Below are 18,461 nucleotides of genomic sequence, written 5' to 3'. Positions count from 1 at the left end.
GATTCAATCTATATATTTCTATTTTATCATATCGCGGGGTGGAGCAGTCTGGCAGCTCGTTGGGCTCATAACCCAAAGGTCGCAAGTTCAAATCTTGCCCCCGCAACCAATTAATTTAATAATAAAAAGTGGTCCGGTAGTTCAGTTGGTTAGAATGCCAGCCTGTCACGCTGGAGGTCGCGGGTTCGAGTCCCGTCCGGATCGCCATTATCTTATAAATCGTACATGTTATAATAACATGTATTTTTTTGTTTTTATGGCTAAAAAATAAAACAAACTATTTATTACTATATTGGATAAGAAAATTGAAATCAGGTAAGATTAATGAGAAAATACGAGTACATATATATAAGGAATTGAATTGTTGAAATATAGAAAGGCGAATACGTATGAATGAATTTCAATTTATACATTCAATAAAACAAAACACATATAAGCAACAATCTCTATTAAAAGGTATTGGTGATGATGCTGCTGTCTTTCGTTCATTAGATAAAGATATTGTTACCGCAGTAGATACATTTGTTGAAAACATACATTTTAATGAAAAAACAATGGAAGCTTATGATATTGGTTACAAGGCTTTAGCCGCTAATATAAGTGATGTAGCGGCAATGGGGGCACAGCCAAAATTTTACCTAGTTTCGATTGTTGTTCCGGATGATGCATCTAGTCAATTATTAAGTGGCTTATATAGAGGAATGGATGATATTGCTTCTAAATATAGAATGGATCTTATCGGAGGCGATACAGTTACCGGAAAACAGTTAGTCCTTTCAGTAACTATTATAGGAACTGTTTCAAGAGGAAAAGCTCGTTATAGAAATGATGCAAGGGATAAAGATATTATATTTGTTACCGGAACATTAGGAGATTCACAAGCAGGGCTTTTTCTATTAATGAATGATAGAGTGACAAATGATAAAATGAATTTTATTCAACGTCATCGTATGCCTTCCCCAAGAGTTAAGTTTGCTACCTCCTTACAGCCATTAAAGAGAGTAGCATTAAACGATATTTCAGATGGAATTGCTAATGAACTCAAAGAAATTGCTGAAGCTTCTAATGTAACGATAATCCTTGAAGATGATAAAATTCCTACAAGTAGTAATTTTAATGAATTCAGTTATTCTCAACAGTATGAATGGAAATACTTCGGTGGAGAAGATTTCGAATTGGTCGGAACTGCTTCTGAAAAGGATTGGAATTTTATAAAGGAAAGTGCGGATAAGATAGGTTTAGGTATAACGAAAATTGGAAACGTTACGTATGATCAGAATAAAAATGGTAACGTTTATTTGAAGAAAGAAGATCAGTTAGTGTTATTAGAAAAAATGGGTTATATACATAAAGTTGGTGAATGAGTGAATGAATGCTTTTGAGATAATTAGCAAGTCGGAAAAAAAGACAAAAGGAATAGCTGAAATTCTAGCTAGTTTTTTGCATCCAGGAGATGTTCTTACGTTAGAAGGGGATTTAGGAGCTGGTAAAACAACTTTTACTAAAGGATTGGCAAAGGGCCTATCGATAGAAAGAGCAGTTACAAGTCCAACTTTTACAATAATAAAAGAATATAATGGCCGATTACCTCTTTATCATATGGATGCTTACCGACTTGAATTTTCAGATGAAGATATTGGATTTGAGGAATACTTTTATGGCGATGGTATAAGTGTTATCGAATGGGCAAGCTTTATAGAAGAGTACCTTCCTATGAATAGATTACAAATAAAAATTGAGCATCTATCATCGGAAAAACGTAAATTAAGCTTTCAGCCAATTGGTACTCGATACGAACAATTGGTCAATGAATTACAGATATATCAATCAGACTTGCCAACTGATATATAAGGGGAATTTAGATGAATATACTTGCAATTGATACTTCTAACCAAGTACTGGGAATAGCATTAATTAAAAATAATGAATTGATAGCAGAATTAATTACAAACTTAAATAAAGATCATTCTAGTCGCTTAATGCCTGCTATTGTTGAAATAATGGAAAAAACGGAATTGAAACCTGAAATGTTAGATAAGATAATCGTTGCAAACGGTCCAGGTTCCTATACGGGAACACGTATAGGGGTAACGACAGCTAAAACTCTAGCATGGACATTAAACATACCAATTTATACAGTTTCCAGTTTAGCTACCGTTGCGATGAATGGGGTCTTTTTCGATGGATACATCTGTCCTTTTTTTGATGCGCGTCGAAAATCAGTATTTACAGGACTTTATAAATGGGAAAATAAACAGTTGAATGTTGTTAAAAAAGAGACAAACATTGATATGATGACTTGGTTAGAATCATTAAAAGAAATAAATGATCACATCTTGTTTTTGAGTCCACATATTCATTCGTTTCAAGACATGATTACATCTTCACTTGTTAAAAACGCAAGTATACCAAGCGGATCTATTCATTTACCAAGACCATCAAATCTTGTAATGTTAAGTGAACAAATAAAGGAAAGTTCAGTACACTTGGTTAGTCCAAATTATTTAAGGATTACTGAAGCTGAATCCAATTTGTTAATACAGCAAAAGGATGAACATTCTCATGGCTGAGTTTTCTATAAGAGAAATGTCTAGCGAAGATATTAAACAAGTAATGAAAGTTGATGTTGCTTCATTTACCACACCGTGGACATATGAAATATATGAGCAAGAAGTTAATCATAATAAGCATGCTCATTATTTTGTGATTGAAGAAAGTGAAAATATTATCGGCTATGTAGGGCTTTGGATTGTAGAAGAAGATGCACAGATAACGAATATTGCCTTGCTACCTCAATTTCGCGGATATAAAATTGGAGAAAAACTATTTGGTTTTGCAATGCAATATGCAATCCAACAAGGGGCTAATCGTTTATCGTTAGAAGTCCGTGTTTCAAATATAGTAGCGCAGAAATTATATATAAAATTTGGACTTGTTCCAGGTGGAATCCGAAAGGGTTATTATCCTGATAACGGAGAAGATGCGCTCGTAATGTGGGTGAATTTACATTGAAAAAAGATCATATTATATTAGGTATAGAAACTAGTTGTGATGAAACTGCTGTGGCGATTATTAAGAATGGGAAGGAAATTATGTCCAATGTTGTTTCCTCTCAAATAGAGAGTCATAAACGCTTCGGTGGCGTTGTTCCAGAGATTGCATCCCGACATCATGTAGAGCAAATAACAGTCGTTCTAGAGGAAGCGTTTCGGCAGGCGGAATTATCGTGGGATGAAATAAATGCAATTGCTGTAACTGAGGGTCCAGGACTAGTTGGTGCGTTATTAATTGGGATTAATGCGGCAAAAGCATTATCTTTTGCAAAATCAAAACCATTAATTGGAGTTCACCATATTGCGGGACATATTTATGCAAATCGACTTAAAACAGAGTTTGAGTTTCCGCTCCTTGCACTGATTGTCTCTGGAGGTCATACCGAATTAGTTCTAATGAAAGATCATGGAACATATACATTAATCGGAGAAACGTTAGATGATGCAGCTGGAGAAGCTTATGATAAAATTGCAAGATCGCTTGGATTACCTTATCCCGGAGGTCCTCAAATAGATCGATTGGCTCATACAGGTGAAGTAACGATCGACTTTCCAAGAGCTTGGTTAGGTGATGAAAGTTTTGACTTTAGTTTCAGTGGATTAAAGTCAGCCGTAATTAATTATATTCATAATAAAAAGCAAAAAGAAGAAAAGATTAGCAAGGAAGACATTGCAGCAAGTTTTCAGGCAAGCGTTGTTGACGTATTAACTGAAAAAACGTTTAAAGCTGCTCAAAAATATGATGTAAAACAAGTTATCGTAGCCGGAGGAGTTGCTGCAAATAAAGGGTTACGCAAGTCGTTAGTAGATAAATTTTCTACAACTACGATTCCTGTACTTATCCCACCAATTGAACTATGTACGGATAACGCAGCTATGATTGCTGCTGCAGCTAGTATACAGTACGAACGACAACAATTTGCTCCTTGGGATTTGAACGGTAAGCCATCTTTACAGTTAACATAATTATGCACAACTTATCCACATGGATGTGAATAAGTTCATAAACGCTTGGAAACATCATGTATTATTTGTGAATAAAACTGTGTATTATTTTATATATTATTTTCATTTGTTGATAACTAGTAATTAACGTGAAAAAGATTTATAATAAAGCGAGTGAAATTATACTCGCTTTAATCTGTTTATCTTAATGTAGAAAGTGGTTAGACAAAATGTCAAAAAAGCAATCACATTATATACAGCTTGATTTAATAATTATATTATTAGCCTTTATTGCTATTAGTATTTTAGCAATTTATAATGCTCAACATCTCGGTCAATATCAGAATGAAGGAAACTTTGCGTTAAAACAAGTTATTTATTATGCAATCGGTATTTTTCTTTTAGTAGGAATTCAATTTATTGATCTTGATCAATTATATAAATCTAGTCTTTATTTATATATATTTGGAGTAATATTAGTAGTTATATTACATTTTAGTCCACACTCCATTGCCCGACCTGTAAATGGTTCGAAGAGTTGGTTTAACGAAATACCATTTATTACAATTCAACCGTCAGAAATTACAAAAATCGTATTTATTCTGTTTCTATCTGCGATTATTGTAAAACATAAAGAGAAATTTGTTAATAACTCGCTAAATAGTGATTTATGGTTAATTTTAAAGCTTGTTTTAACAACACTTATTCCTGTTGCTTTTATTTTAAAGCAACCTGATTTAGGGACTTCCGTTGTCTTTTTCTTTATTTTAGGCATTTTAATTATTTTATCCGGTATTGATTGGAAAATTCTTTTAGTAATGATTGTCGGTGGAATAGCTGCTATTGCCTTGGCTGTATTACTCATCGTTAATTTTCCTGAGTTGTCTCAAAAAGTTCTCGGAATTAAACCATATCAGATTGACAGAGTTATGACATGGTTTGATCCAACACAACAAGTGGATGATGACCGATACCAAATTGATCGCTCCTTATTAACTATTGGTTCAGGCCAGTTAACAGGAAAAGGAATGAATAATGCAGAAGTAGCTTTACCTGAAGCACATACGGACTTTATCTTTTCCATAATTGGAGAAAGTTTTGGATTTATTGGGAGCTCAATTGTCATATTCCTATTTTTCTTATTAATTTATAAGCTAGTCACATTAGGAATGAAAAGTTTCGAATTCAGTCCTTATGGGTCGTTTATTTGTTTTGGTTTCATGGCCCTTATTTTAATCCATACCTTTCAAAATATTGGTATGACGATCGGACTTATGCCGATCACAGGAATTCCATTGTTATTTATAAGTTATGGTGGAAGTACAACGTTGTCTACAATGATCGGATTTGGAATTGTGTACCGAGTTGCAGTGGAGCAATCACGGCAAAAAGACTTTTTGTTTAATTAAACGAACAAAGCTTGTGGAGAAAATGTTCTCTGCAAGCTTTTTATTTCATTTATAAGCATATCGATTTTCTATTCATATAATTTCTATCGTGTGAGATACTATTCGAAAATAAGATAGGAGTTTTTTATATATGGAAGATAAAACAAAAATTCATTTAACATCAGCAGAAATGTCTAGCTTGTGGACTCAATATATCAATGATACAGCTGCTAAATATACAAATGCATATTTTTTGGCAACTTCTGAGGATGACGAAGTGTCTCCAATAATAGAATGGACAAAGGAGGTTGCAGAAAACAATTTATTAATGATGAAAGAAATATTTGAAAAAGATAACTTTCCTATTCCTGTTGGATTTACATATCAAGATGTAAATCATAAAGCACCAAAGCTTTTTTCAGACTCCTTTATTCTAATGTTTTTAAGGCAAATGTCTATTATTGCGATGGAGACTAGCTCAGCAGCAATAGGGTTGGCAACACGACCAGACGTGGTTACTTTTCATAAACGAATATTAAAAAAAGCAGTCGAATTACAGGATCGTACCCGTGACTTGATGTTGAAGCAAGGTATTTATAACAAGACACCTGATTTACCTATTCCGGATAAAGCAGAATTTATCAAGAAACAACATTTTCTATCAGGTTATATTGGTAATAAACGATCACTTACTTCCATTGAGATAGCGAATCTATTTGTTAATATTGAAACCAATGCTGTTGGGAAAGCATTGATGATTGGATTTGCACAAACTGCAAAAGGCAAGGAAGTTGTGCAATTCATGTTACGTGGTAAAAAAATTGCCAAAAAACATATGAAAATCTTAAGTCAATATCTTATAAATGAGGATCTACCTGTCACTTCGACTTGGGATGATGAGGTTTCAGATTCAACAACACCTGTTTTTTCGGACAAAATTATCATGTATTATGCTTTAGCAATGAATGCAACGGGAATTGGAAATTACGGAATGGCGATGGCACAAAGCTTAAGAAGAGATTTGGGGGCAAAATATGCCTTATTAATCCCAGAAGCTGCGCTTTATGCCGAAGATGGTGCTAGCTTAATGATAAAAGAGGGATGGATGGAGGAGCCTCCACAAGCAATTGACCGGGACAAACTTGCAAAAAGTTAAAAACTAACTTTATTTAAGCCCTTTTTCAAAAAATATTTCATATGGTATAAATTAGTGCTTGATTCTAAAAAACAGCTTGCAGGAATGAAAGTTCCATACAAACTGTTTTTTTATTCTTGAAGCATTGTCCATTCATCCATTAACTGATTAATTTTCTTCTTCGTCTCATGAGATTTGTTTGTAAGCTCAAGTAGTTTTTCATGATCATTAAATATATCAGGTTCCGTCATAGAAAGCTCAATTTCAGCTAAACTATTTTCTAATTCCTCAATTTCCGTTTCAAGTTTTGTGATTAGACGTTCTTTCTTTCTTTGCTCGCTTTGAATTCTTTTCTGCACCGTAAATGACAAATTGGCTTGTTTAGGAGTAGATTCCTGTGTTTCTGTTTTTTCTTCTAATCGTTTCCGTTCTGCTTCTTCCATCTTTTTCTCTACATAATAATCGTAATTCCCGAGATAGACAGTAACTCCATCAGGCTGTAAATCAAATACTTGATCTGTAATTTTGTTGATAAAGTATCGATCATGGGAAACAAATAGTATTGTACCAGAGAAGCTTTGTAAAGCGGCTTCTAGTATTTCTTTACTAACAAGGTCTAAATGATTTGTTGGCTCGTCCAAAATTAAGAAATTTGCACGTTTTAACATTAATTTTGCTAAGGCTACTCTTGCCTTTTCACCACCACTTAACATAGAAATACGTTTTTCCACTTCTTCTCCAGAAAATAAAAAGTTACCTAATACTGTACGTATCTCTTGTTCCGTTTTATTCGGGAAATCATCCCATACTTCGCTAAGCAGTGTATTAGTAGGCTTTAATGTTTCTTGTTCCTGTGCATAATATCCAATTTGCACATTCGTACCAAGCTTTATTTCTTGACTTTCCTGCATGATTGATCGTAATAAAGTAGTTTTACCTACACCATTTTCTCCTATTAAAGCAATTCTCTCGCCACGATGAATAGTAAAAGATACATTAGAAAACAATGGTTTTTCTTCGCCAGGATGAGTATAAGAGAAATTATCTATCGTTAACACGTCATTCCCACTAGTGCGTGCAACTTCAAATGAGAATGAAGCGCTAGATTCATCTCCTAATGGCTTGTCGAGTTTCTCCATTTTTTCCAGTTGTTTTCTTCGACTTTGAGCACGTTTTGTTGTGGAAGCTCTCACGATATTACGTTGAACAAAGTCTTCCATTTCTTTAATTTCTTGTTGTTGTTTTTCATACTTTTTAATATCCCGTTCATAATTTAACGCTTTTTGATGAAGATAGTTTGTATATGTTCCGAGATACTTATTTGTTTTTTGATGTGCAACTTCATACACAACATTTATTATTTTGTCGAGAAAATAACGATCATGAGAAACGATTAATAATGCTCCGTTATAATTATTTAAGTAGTTTTCCAACCAGGTTAAAGTAGTAATATCTAAATGGTTTGTAGGTTCGTCCAATATTAGTAATTCAGGTTGTTGTAATAAAAGTTTTCCTAAAGCGAGTCGCGTTTTCTGTCCACCACTTAAATCATTTACGACTAATTCGAAATCTTGTTCAGGAAAACCAAGACCAATCAAGACACCTTTTATATCACTTTTATAACGATAGCCACCTGACTCTTCAAATTGCTCTTGTTTTCGACTATACTCATTGATTAGTTTTTCATCATAGGTTCCTTTAGCACTACTTACCTCAATTTTATTCGCTAGATTTTCTAATTCCTTTTCCTCGGCAATAAGTTCGGTGAAGACTGTTAGCATCTCCTCCCAGATCGTATGATTAGAGTTTAGGTCATTATGTTGTGCTAAGTAACCGATACTAAGATCACGAGGTTTAAAAATTTCACCTGAATCATAGTCAAGATCACCCGTCATAATTTTAAGTAATGTAGACTTTCCGGCACCGTTTCTTCCGACAATAGCAATGCGGTCTCTACTTTTTATTTCTATATTTATACCTTGTAAAATTATCTCACCTGCAAATGATTTAACGACATCATTCAATTGCATAACTATCATCTATTATTCACCTCATTCCATCCTAGTGTATCTTATTTATCACCTTTCCTGCAATTAGTAATCCTATTAATTAAGATAGAAAAAGGCGCTTATTTCAGACTTATCTAATTATATCTGATAAACTAAGGGTAGAATAGAAGGAAAAGAGTGAAGATTGATGTCAAATTTCACCCACTTTAATGACCAAGGTAGAGCAAAAATGGTCGATATTACAGATAAAAAATCAACCGTTCGTACTGCTGCCGCTAAAACAAGTGTATATGTAGATGAGGAAATATATAGGAAAATAAATGAAAATCAAATGAAAAAAGGAGATGTATTAGCTGTTGCTCAGGTGGCGGGAATTATGGCAGCTAAAAATACGTCTCATTGGATACCAATGTGTCATCCTTTATCTTTAAGTGGAGTGGACATATTATTTGATTGGGAGAAAGTTGAGAATGATAAATATAAACTTCATATAGAAGTAGCGGTTAAAACAAAAGGGTCAACTGGCGTCGAGATGGAAGCGTTAACTGCTGCTTCTGCTACCGCACTAACCGTATATGATATGTGTAAAGCGATCGATAAAGGTATTGTGATCGGAGAAACGTATTTACTTTCGAAAACAGGAGGCAAGTCTGGAGACTTTATTAAAAAATAAAGATAAGAGAGATAGGTGGAAAGAGGGGAATCAAGGTGCAACGTAAAATACCGCAAGCAACAGCTAGACGTTTGCCTTTATATTATAGATTTTTATCAAACTTACATAATCAGGGGAAAACACGCGTATCATCAAAAGAATTAAGTGATGCAGTTAAAGTTGACTCCGCTACAATTCGGAGAGACTTTTCTTATTTTGGAGCACTAGGTAAGAAAGGTTATGGATACAATGTAGATTATTTACTTGAGTTTTTTAAAACTACTTTAGCACAAGACGAAGTTACTGAAGTAGCATTAATCGGTGTAGGAAATCTCGGCACAGCCTTACTTAATTATAATTTTTTAAGAAATAATAATACGAAAATTGCAATGGCATTTGATCGATCTAAGAAAAAAGCAGGTACGTTAATCGGAGGTGTACCGATTTATCATATCGATGATTTAGAAAACGAAATAGGAAATGTGGAGGTAGCTATTCTCACTGTTCCTGCATCTGCTGCTCAGGAGATTTCCGATCGGCTCATAGCAAATGGAGTTAAAGGTATTTTAAATTTCACTCCCGCTAGATTAACCATTCCCGAGCATATACGTATTCATCATATTGACCTATCTGTTGAATTGCAGTCATTTGTGTATTTTTTAAAAAATTATCCGTTACAATAAAAAAGAACCGGAGCAATAAATAAAGCTCCGGTTTTTTCATTTTGATTGATTTTTCTGATGCATACGCAAATAGCGGTAACCCATACCAAAATCAAGGGTGGCCACTAACGCAAGTAAAATCGTGGTCGCATTCCAAACGGTTTCTTTTGCATAAGTAAAAGCTAAATATGCGAAAAATATTCCCATTAAAAAATAAAGTATTGCCATTCTCAAATTACATCAACCCCCAAAAAATATAAACATCGACTTTTCTATTTGCTCCAACTGTTCGGGATCTATAAATATCTGGCCTAAAACAGTTACCGTATTTAAAGTCATATGGACAAAAATTGGAACAATCACTCGCTTTGTTTTCACATATATATAAGCAAAGACAAATCCCATCGAAACATAGATTAGTGTATGAGTTAAGTCCATATGAAGTACTCCAAAAATAGAAGAAGAAATAATAGCGGCCAAGAAAAAGTTCATTTTTTTATAGAGCGTACCGAATAAAATTTTTCTAAAAATTAATTCTTCTAAGATAGGCGCAGTAATTGCAGGAATAAGAAAAAATATTGGATTAAGTTTTGTTAGTTCCACGATAAGTTCGGTGTTTTCTGAAGTCGGATTTATTCCTAATAATTCTATCTCAATATTAACAGCGATAATCTGTACAATCCATGCTAGAAGGACTCCTAACGCTGTCCACCCGATAATTTGTCCAGCAGATAAGGAAGATACGTTATTTTCTTCTTTTATGTCTTTACGCATTAACCATAAGACGATAATTGTGCCAATAATAAAGCCGACAACATTGGTATATAATGCAGCTTCGAATACGTTAACAGTAAAAATAAAATAAATAAAAACTGGAACAAAAGCAGTCACTAGTAACATTAACACGTAAGTTAGAAAAACAAACCAGTATCGTTTTGGAAACAAGTAAATAAACTCCTTTATCAATTAAATTTTACATAAAGTATCATAACATATTTTACGTTAATACACGTGAATTCATCCATCTTCTAACAAACTGCCTTGAAGAATATGGGAATCGAATATTGCATTTACTATAATTGGATGATATAGTAATACAAAACCAAGTTAATTAATAGGAATAATGCATATTAATATAAGGGGGAGAAAATGGATTACGCTGAATTAGAGGCTCGCTTAATCGATATTCGTCGACAATTACATCAATTCCCTGAATTATCATTGGAAGAGTATGAAACAACAAAACGGATAAAGGAATGGCTGACAGAAAAAAACATCGTCATTAAGAGAACGACATTAAAAACAGGTGTTTTCGCAGATATTAAGGGTAAATATGATTCTCCTAAAGTAGCAATTCGTGCAGATATTGATGCATTGCCGATTGAGGAAGAGACAAATTTGCCATATGCATCGAAGGTAAAAGGCAAGATGCATGCCTGTGGACATGATTTTCATACTGCTGCATTAATTGGTGCAGCTTATCTACTCCAAAAAAGTAAAGATACTTTACCAGGTTCCATTCGCTTATTGTTTCAACCAGCTGAAGAGTCTGGCGGCGGCGCTGAATTAGTAAAAGCAGATGAACAATTAAAAGATATCGACTACATCATTGGACTTCATAATAAGCCAGATTTGCCTGTAGGGACAATAGGACTTAAAAATGGCGCCATGATGGCAGCTGTTGATCGATTTATCGTGGAAATCAACGGAAAAGGAAGTCATGCTGCACTTCCTCATGCTGGGCATGATCCTATTGTTGCTTCCGCTCATCTGATTACAGCAATACAGACAATTGTCAGTAGAAATGTGTCCCCTTTGGAAGGTGCTGTAATTAGCATTACAAGGATAGTTGGGGGCAATACTTGGAATGTAATTCCTAATAAAGTAACGTTAGAAGGAACAATTCGTACGTTTAGCAATTCTATACGTCAAGAAGTGAAGAAACGATTTGAATTAGTTGTCCAGCAAACTAGTCTGGCTTTTGGTCAACAAGCGAAGGTGCACTGGTATCCTGGACCACCAGCATTAATAAATGATCTAAAAGTTAATCAGTCCCTTCACCGGACTGCTGAAAAACAGCTATTAACAGTAATTGATCCCGAACCGTCTATGGGTGGGGAAGACTTTTCACATTATTTGGAGGATATAAGAGGTGCATTTGTATTTTTTGGTACAAATGGTACAGAAGATTGGCATCATCCGAAATTTACAATTGATGAATTAGCCTTGATGCCAGCAGCAAAATTCTTGTACGAGAGTGCGAAAGATTTATTAAAGTTAACTAATAAAAAAGATATAGGAGGAGATAGAAAATGAGTAAAGTCGAAAAGCTAAATGTAGAGAGTTTTAATTTAGATCATACGAAAGTTAAGGCCCCATATATCCGTCTAGCAGGAGTAAGTAAAGGAATTAATGGTGATGAAATTTATAAGTATGATCTACGGTTTACACAACCTAACAAGGAGCATATGGAAATGCCGGCTATCCATTCATTAGAGCATTTAATGGCGGAATTGAGTAGAAATCATTCAGATAAAATTGTTGATATCAGTCCAATGGGGTGTCAGACAGGGTATTATTTATCCGTAATTAATCATGATAATTACGATGAAATCTTATTATTAGTAGAAAAAGTATTAGAAGATGTGCTTAATGCGACAGAGGTTCCGGCTTGTAATGAAGTTCAATGTGGCTGGGCAGCAAGTCATAGTTTAGAAGGAGCCCAAGAAAATGCGCGTAAAATGCTTGCTAAGAAAGCAGAATGGAGACAAGTGTTTCAATAGGATTAGTGAAAGATTATTTGAGAAATGCTGTTATATGTGAAAGAAGCCCATTTTAAAAAATAGTTATAAAACGTATTGACGGAAGTAAAATTATGGGATATGATTAAACACAACTTAAATCACAGTAAACATATAGGATAAATAATAAATTAAATATAGTAAACGTAATTCTTATAAAGAGAGGTGGAAGGACTGGCCTGATGAAGCCTCGGCAACAACTTTTGAAGTGATGTGCCAAATCCAGAAAGTTATCATAACTTAAAAATAAGAAGAGATAGTTTGTTATGGCCTCTTCTTAATTAAAAAGGAAGAGGCTTTTTAAATGGAGGAATAAAGATGGGATATGAGTTAGGAATTCTAGATCAAAGTCCAATATTTCCAGGGAAACACGCAACGGATGCGTTTAAAAGTACAATTGAATTAGCAAAAGATGCTGAAGATTGGGGGTATAAACGTTTTTGGGTTTCTGAACATCACCACATGAAAAATGTAGCAGGAAGTTCTCCGGAAATAATGATCGCACATTTATTAGCACAGACTGAAAACATAAATATAGGGTCTGGAGGAGTGATGTTACAACATTATAGTCCATATAAAGTAACTGAGAATTTTTATGTCTTATCTTCCTTAGCGCCAGGCAGGGTTGATTTAGGAATTGGGAAAGCTCCAGGCGGCTTTGATTTATCCACTAAAGCACTACAATACGGAACATTAAACAATGGATCTGATTTTAATGAACGATATACATTTGTAAAACAGTTAATCGATGAGGAAATCCCAAAAGGGCATCCGTTGGAAGGAATTAAAGTAATGCCGGAGCCAATCATCAAGCCAGATGTATTTCTGCTTGGTGGGAGTGCGAACAGTGCAGAGCTAGCAGCCAAGTTACAGACGCATTTTGTTTTTGCGCGTTTTTTAAATAGCGATGATGAAGCTTTAAAAGCAGCCTCCCAGACGTATCGTAATATGTATCCAGAAGGTAAATTGATTGTTGCCGTGGCAGTATTGGCAGCTGACTCCAACAAAGAAGCAGACGATCTGGCAAAAGAGTTAAAACTATACCAAGTTATTTTTGAGAAAGGGCGAAAACTTCTCGTACAATCTGCCGAACAGGTTAATGCTTTGAAGAGACAAACGACAGAATCGTTTGAGGTAATAGAGAAGGAGGTTGCAATAATTAAAGGAACTTCAGAAAAGATAAAGAGTGAATTAGACTTTTTGCATAAGACGTATGATATTGATGAATTTATATTGCATACCCCACTTCAAAAAGAAGATGAAAGAAAGAAGTCGTTTAAATTATTACGTCCAAATAGAATCGGAAACAATAATAGAAAGCAGGTGTCCAATTGAGCAAAAAAATAAAATTAGGGTTGATGATTAATGGTCCTGGTTCCCATATGAACGCTTGGAGAAGTAAAGACGTACCTTTAGATGCAAGTGTAAATATTAAGCATTATATAGAAATAACAAAAATAGCAGAAAAAGCCGGTCTATCCTTCGTTTTTGTTGCGGATGGCTTATATATAAATAAAAAATCAATCCCACATTTTTTAAACCGGTTCGAGCCACTCACCTTACTTTCGGCACTGGCTACTGTTACAGACCGAATTGGACTTGTCGGTACTTTATCGACTTCATATAGTGAACCATATACGGTCGCTCGTCAATTTGCTTCTTTAGATAAAGTAAGTAATGGGCGGGCTGGGTGGAATGTAGTTACTTCCCCTCTAGAAGGAAGTGCAAGTAATTATAATAAAGGTGTACACCCTGAACATGCCGTTCGCTATGAAAAGGCTGAAGAACATGTAAACGTCGTTCAAGGTCTATGGGATTCATGGGAAGATGATGCGTTTATAAGGGACAGAGAGAGCGGTGTGTTTTTCGAAGACGATAAATTACACTCATTAAATCATGAAGGAAAGTTTTTCTCTGTTAAAGGACCTTTAAATATCGAACGCTCTCTCCAAGGTCAACCAGTTATTTTCCAGGCGGGATCTTCAGAAACAGGAAAAGACTTTGCAGCGAGAAAAGCGGATGTTATTTTTACGAACCAAGATACTATTGAAAAAGCAAAAGCATTTTATCGGGATGTAAAATTTAGAGCAAAGAAAAATGGAAGAGATCCAGAAGAAATTCTTGTTTTTCCAAGTTTAACTCCTATTGTCGGAACATCCGAGGAAGATGCGGAGAAAAAATATATACAATTGACGGAACTTGTATCAATTGATGAAGCACTTAATTATTTAGGGCGCTATTTTGATCATCATGATTTTTCTCAATATCCTTTAGATAAGCCTTTCCCCGATATAGGAGAAGTAGGAAAAAATAGTTTTCAATCTGTGACAGATCATATTAAACAATTCGCACAAGAAGAACAGCTAACCTTAAAAGAAGTCGCTCAAAGAGTTACTACCCCTAAAAGCGCTTTTATTGGAACCGGGGAACAAATTGCGTTTCAAATGATTGATTGGATAGAACAAGAAGCAGCGGACGGTTTCGTGTTAACCATTCCCGTACTAGGCGATTTGTATCATGATTTTATTTGTGAAGTAGTTCCAATATTAAGAGAACGTGGTTATTACGAACTCCATGAAGGGCACCAGACACTTAGAGAACAGTTGAATTTACCTTTTAAGCAAAACCGGCACCGAAAATTGTCTACATTATACTAAAAAAATGTATGCCTTTTTATAAAAGGCAATTTATATTAATATAATTCCAAGTTTTATAATAGGAATACATTGGATAAGGAGGAGTGAAAATAGAGGAGAGGAAGGACTTGTTGATCGTGAGGGAAATGAAAGATTCAGAAAGAGAAATTGTAAGAGAGTTGTTAATGGTTAGTTATGGGGAGTATAAAGAGTCGTTTACGAATGAACGTTGGGGAAAATATCAAGAAGAAATCAAAGCATCTGTCGATAATGAAAGAATTGATGCCATATATGTTGCTATTTTTCAGAAAGAAATCGTAGGGACAATGCAATTGTTTTGTTCAGCTTCTGAGGCTTATCAGCTGCCAGGACTTGAAATCGATGCTCCCATTATTCGCTTTTTAGCAGTTCGGCCTAATGTTAGAGGATTAGGTGTTGCCAGAAAATTACTCGATCAAGCAATTTCTTACGCTAAAAATAAGCATGTCAATGCTATTTATCTACACACGACTAAAGCAATGTCTGGAGCTATACGTTTATATGAAAAATACGGATTTATCCGAGATGATTCAAAAGACTATATAAAAAATGGAAATCAGATTCAATGTTATTCATTTAAAATGAGAGAAGGAGAAAAAAGATGAATAAAAAGATACCGGTATTTATAACATTGTTTGCTGGATTGTTTCTTTTAATTGGTTGTGGAAATCAAGCTTCAGGCAACACAAAAGAGAAAGCAAATCAAGAGGATGTTACGTTGAAAATTAGCGCATCGTCTATCCCACATGCAGAGCTGTTAGAGTTTGTTGCAGAAGATCTCGAGCAAGAAGGGATCAGCTTAGATATATCAATTACTTCGGATGGGATTCAGACCAATCAACAGACGGCAGATGGTCAATTTGATGCTAACTTTTTTCAGCATACACCTTATCTAGAACAAGTAAATGAAGATAGTGGTTTGGATTTAGTAAATGTCAAAGGAATTCATATCGAACCATTTGGAGTATATTCAAAAGAAATTGAATCCATTGATCAGCTGTCTCAAAATGCTCAAGTTGCAATTCCGAAAGATCCAGTAAATTTTTCTCGTGCCCTTGAACTATTTGCAGCCAACGGAGTTATTGAATTAAGTGATAAAAAAGATGGAGATTATTTATTAGAAGATATAACGAAAAATGAGAAAAACATTGAATTTATTGCAGTTGAAAGTGCTCTGCTAGTTCATTCACTTGATGATGTAGAAGCATCAGCAGTAAATACGAATTATGCTTTAGAAGGTGGGTTTGTACCGTTAGAAGATGCCCTAATTATTGAGGATAGTGAGTCTCCATACGTCAATATTCTAGTGACACGTTCTGATAACAAAGAGGATGCAGCTATTCAAAAATTAGCAGATGCATTAACATCCGATAAAGTACGAGAATTTATTGAGAAAGAATATGAGGGAGCGGTTGTACCAGCCTTTTAAAAGTTTCAAGAAGAGAGAGGAGTGAAGCAGTTGATAAAATTTCAACATGTCTCAAAAACGTTTAGAAGCAAGACCCAAACAATTGAAGCCTTAAAAGATGTTAATTTAACCGTTAATAAAGGAGATATATTCGGTGTTATCGGTTTTAGCGGGGCTGGCAAAAGTACGTTAATACGTACCGTGAATTTATTAGAAAGTCCTTCGAGCGGAGAAGTTATAGTTGATGGAAAAAACCTAGCGAAATTATCGAAACGAAAAATAAGAGAAGAACAGAAAAAAATTGGGATGATCTTTCAGCATTTTCATTTACTTAATTCAAAAACTGTTTTTGAAAATGTTGCCCTCCCACTAACATTGAGCAAAGGTAATAAACGTCAAATAGAAAATCGTGTTATTGAAACATTGGAATTTGTTGGTCTATCTGATAAAGTGCACAGCTATCCTGATCAATTATCAGGAGGACAAAAGCAACGAGTCGGAATCGCGCGGGCACTTGTTACGAATCCTTCCGTTCTGCTTTGTGACGAAGCGACGTCTGCCTTAGACCCGCAAACGACTGTTTCCATATTAAACTTATTAAAGAAAATTAATGAACAATATAAAATCACAATCTTAATCATCACTCATGAAATGGAAGTGATAAAAGAAATTTGTAATCGAGTTGCTGTTATGGAAAACGGACGTGTGATAGAAACTGGAAATGTATTTGATATTATTACTAAGCCTCAGAAAGAAACGACGAGCAACTTTGTCAAATCAATTGTGCGAGATGATGTTCCAGTTTCAGTTTATAAAATGCTGGAATCGAACAAATATGACGGGCGTATTTTTAATTTCAAATTTCTAGGTGATAGTTCAGGAAAGCCTATCATATCTCAACTAGCTAAACGATTCAATATCGAAGTAAATATTTTATTTGGAAATATTACAGAACTACAGCAAGCATCCTTCGGTAATTTGATTATCGAGTTAATCGGACGGCAGGAAGAAATTGAACGGGGAATTCATTATGCTATACAGGAAAAAGTGGAAGTAAAGGAGGTAGAGGAGAGTGGAAATAGGAACAGATATTATTCTGAACGCGCTATGGGAAACGTTGTACATGGTTAGTATTGCTTTGTTTTTTGGAAGCATACTAGGGATCTTTTTAGGAATTACACTTGTTGTCACCAGAAGAGGACACGTATTAGAGAATAAATTCATCTTTTCTATTTTAAATCCAATCGTAAACGTTTTGCGATCTATCCCGTTTATTATATTGCTAGTCGCAATTATTCCGTTTACAAGACTCATTGTAGGAACTTCGATTGGAACTTCTGCAGCAATTGTTCCACTCGTACTTCATATTGGACCTTATTTTTCTAGATTAGTAGAAAATTCTTTGTTAGAAGTTGACGATGGAATTATTGAAGCCGCAAAAGCAATGGGTGCTACCCCATTTCAAATTATCCGTAAATTTCTATTGCCAGAGGCATTTGCTTCTCTCGTTTTAAGTGTAACCACAGCGACAATCAGTTTAATTGGAGCAACTGCAATGGCTGGTGCAGTCGGTGGAGGGGGACTTGGTGACGTTGCAATTACGTACGGATATCAACGTTTTGATACGATAACAATTTTTGTAACAGTAGTCATACTCGTTCTTCTCGTACAGATTATTCAAAGCATCGGAAATACACTGGAACGAAAGATCAGACGGGTATCATAACAGTTTG

20 protein-coding genes, 2 tRNA genes and 1 riboswitch are annotated in these 18,461 nt (G+C 34.8%); of the genes, 19 read left to right on the top strand and 3 right to left on the bottom strand.

Going from position 1 to position 18,461, the window contains the following annotated elements; all coding sequences use genetic code 11:
• Positions 1–32 precede the first annotated feature (32 nt).
• The 9 genes from SPD48_RS18860 to SPD48_RS18820 all read left to right on the top strand — a co-directional run bounded on the left by SPD48_RS18860 (position 33) and on the right by SPD48_RS18820 (position 6,542).
• Positions 33–109 (top strand) — tRNA-Met (locus SPD48_RS18860).
• 21 nt (positions 110–130) lie between these two features.
• Positions 131–207 (top strand) — tRNA-Asp (locus SPD48_RS18855).
• A 182-nt stretch (positions 208–389) separates the two neighbouring features.
• Positions 390–1,364 (top strand): thiamine-phosphate kinase, encoded by a 975-nt coding sequence (thiL, locus tag SPD48_RS18850; RefSeq protein WP_336259686.1) that lies wholly within the window; start codon positions 390–392, stop codon positions 1,362–1,364.
• Between the two features lie 4 nt (positions 1,365–1,368).
• Positions 1,369–1,851, top strand: a complete 483-nt coding sequence (tsaE, locus tag SPD48_RS18845; protein WP_336259685.1) for a tRNA (adenosine(37)-N6)-threonylcarbamoyltransferase complex ATPase subunit type 1 TsaE — start codon at positions 1,369–1,371, stop codon at positions 1,849–1,851.
• Between the two features lie 11 nt (positions 1,852–1,862).
• The gene (tsaB, locus tag SPD48_RS18840; RefSeq protein WP_336259684.1) at positions 1,863–2,570 is read left to right on the top strand and encodes a tRNA (adenosine(37)-N6)-threonylcarbamoyltransferase complex dimerization subunit type 1 TsaB; all 708 of its coding nucleotides are present in this window, start codon (positions 1,863–1,865) and stop codon (positions 2,568–2,570) included.
• The gene (rimI, locus tag SPD48_RS18835) at positions 2,563–3,012 is read left to right on the top strand and encodes a ribosomal protein S18-alanine N-acetyltransferase (protein ID WP_336259683.1); all 450 of its coding nucleotides are present in this window, start codon (positions 2,563–2,565) and stop codon (positions 3,010–3,012) included. Before tsaB ends, rimI begins: the two co-directional genes overlap by 8 nt.
• Entirely contained in the window at positions 3,009–4,019 is a 1,011-nt protein-coding gene (gene tsaD / locus SPD48_RS18830) for a tRNA (adenosine(37)-N6)-threonylcarbamoyltransferase complex transferase subunit TsaD (protein ID WP_336259682.1), read from the top strand. The genes rimI and tsaD overlap by 4 nt, the downstream gene beginning before the upstream one ends.
• Before the next feature lie 209 nt (positions 4,020–4,228).
• Positions 4,229–5,407, top strand: a complete 1,179-nt coding sequence (locus tag SPD48_RS18825; RefSeq protein ID WP_336259681.1) for an FtsW/RodA/SpoVE family cell cycle protein — start codon at positions 4,229–4,231, stop codon at positions 5,405–5,407.
• Between the two features lie 130 nt (positions 5,408–5,537).
• Positions 5,538–6,542, top strand: a complete 1,005-nt coding sequence (locus SPD48_RS18820; protein WP_336259680.1) for a DUF3231 family protein — start codon at positions 5,538–5,540, stop codon at positions 6,540–6,542.
• A 110-nt stretch (positions 6,543–6,652) separates the two neighbouring features.
• Here the strand turns inward: SPD48_RS18820 and SPD48_RS18815 are convergent, their stop codons facing one another.
• Entirely contained in the window at positions 6,653–8,560 is a 1,908-nt protein-coding gene (locus SPD48_RS18815) for an ABC-F family ATP-binding cassette domain-containing protein (protein ID WP_336259679.1), read from the bottom strand.
• Between the two features lie 157 nt (positions 8,561–8,717).
• Here SPD48_RS18815 and moaC point away from each other — a divergent pair, with 157 nt between their 5' ends.
• Both moaC and SPD48_RS18805 read left to right on the top strand, forming a co-directional pair.
• On the top strand, positions 8,718–9,203 hold the full coding sequence (gene moaC, locus SPD48_RS18810; RefSeq protein ID WP_336259678.1) for a cyclic pyranopterin monophosphate synthase MoaC: 486 nt from the start codon (positions 8,718–8,720) through the stop codon (positions 9,201–9,203).
• Positions 9,204–9,232: 29 nt separating this feature from the next.
• The gene (locus SPD48_RS18805) at positions 9,233–9,865 is read left to right on the top strand and encodes a redox-sensing transcriptional repressor Rex (RefSeq protein ID WP_336259694.1); all 633 of its coding nucleotides are present in this window, start codon (positions 9,233–9,235) and stop codon (positions 9,863–9,865) included.
• A 36-nt stretch (positions 9,866–9,901) separates the two neighbouring features.
• On the opposite strand, the gene SPD48_RS18800 is transcribed toward SPD48_RS18805, so the two are convergent.
• Together SPD48_RS18800 and SPD48_RS18795 are read right to left on the bottom strand one after the other, a co-directional pair.
• On the bottom strand, positions 9,902–10,072 hold the full coding sequence (locus SPD48_RS18800) for a YdiK family protein (protein WP_336259693.1): 171 nt from the start codon (positions 10,070–10,072) through the stop codon (positions 9,902–9,904).
• 12 nt (positions 10,073–10,084) lie between these two features.
• Positions 10,085–10,789 (bottom strand): CPBP family intramembrane glutamic endopeptidase, encoded by a 705-nt coding sequence (locus SPD48_RS18795; protein ID WP_336259677.1) that lies wholly within the window; start codon positions 10,787–10,789, stop codon positions 10,085–10,087.
• Positions 10,790–10,993: 204 nt separating this feature from the next.
• On the opposite strand from SPD48_RS18795, the gene SPD48_RS18790 reads away from it, so the two are divergent.
• From SPD48_RS18790 to SPD48_RS18755, 8 genes are all read left to right on the top strand, one after another.
• Positions 10,994–12,160 (top strand): amidohydrolase, encoded by a 1,167-nt coding sequence (locus SPD48_RS18790; RefSeq protein ID WP_336259676.1) that lies wholly within the window; start codon positions 10,994–10,996, stop codon positions 12,158–12,160.
• Positions 12,157–12,627, top strand: a complete 471-nt coding sequence (locus SPD48_RS18785; RefSeq protein ID WP_336259675.1) for an S-ribosylhomocysteine lyase — start codon at positions 12,157–12,159, stop codon at positions 12,625–12,627. Before SPD48_RS18790 ends, SPD48_RS18785 begins: the two co-directional genes overlap by 4 nt.
• Before the next feature lie 168 nt (positions 12,628–12,795).
• A riboswitch (SAM riboswitch) is annotated at positions 12,796–12,898 on the top strand.
• A 65-nt stretch (positions 12,899–12,963) separates the two neighbouring features.
• Entirely contained in the window at positions 12,964–13,980 is a 1,017-nt protein-coding gene (locus SPD48_RS18780; protein ID WP_336259674.1) for an LLM class flavin-dependent oxidoreductase, read from the top strand.
• 23 nt (positions 13,981–14,003) lie between these two features.
• Positions 14,004–15,302, top strand: a complete 1,299-nt coding sequence (locus SPD48_RS18775; RefSeq protein ID WP_336259692.1) for an LLM class flavin-dependent oxidoreductase — start codon at positions 14,004–14,006, stop codon at positions 15,300–15,302.
• A 116-nt stretch (positions 15,303–15,418) separates the two neighbouring features.
• Positions 15,419–15,925, top strand: coding sequence for a GNAT family N-acetyltransferase (locus SPD48_RS18770; protein ID WP_336259691.1), 507 nt, complete (start codon positions 15,419–15,421; stop codon positions 15,923–15,925).
• A complete protein-coding gene (locus SPD48_RS18765; RefSeq protein ID WP_336259673.1) occupies positions 15,922–16,749 on the top strand; it encodes a MetQ/NlpA family ABC transporter substrate-binding protein in 828 nt (275 codons plus the stop codon). The genes SPD48_RS18770 and SPD48_RS18765 overlap by 4 nt, the downstream gene beginning before the upstream one ends.
• 30 nt (positions 16,750–16,779) lie before the next feature.
• Positions 16,780–17,859 (top strand): methionine ABC transporter ATP-binding protein, encoded by a 1,080-nt coding sequence (locus SPD48_RS18760; RefSeq protein WP_336259672.1) that lies wholly within the window; start codon positions 16,780–16,782, stop codon positions 17,857–17,859.
• A complete protein-coding gene (locus SPD48_RS18755) occupies positions 17,852–18,454 on the top strand; it encodes a methionine ABC transporter permease (protein WP_336259690.1) in 603 nt (200 codons plus the stop codon). The genes SPD48_RS18760 and SPD48_RS18755 overlap by 8 nt, the downstream gene beginning before the upstream one ends.
• Positions 18,455–18,461: the final 7 nt, after the last annotated feature.

The sequence above is a fragment of the Pseudogracilibacillus sp. SE30717A genome (assembly GCF_037071985.1).
Classification (GTDB): Bacteria; Bacillota; Bacilli; order Bacillales; family Amphibacillaceae; genus Pseudogracilibacillus.
Note: the sequence above shows the minus strand (reverse complement) of the source record. Positions and strands in the feature narration are given on the sequence as shown.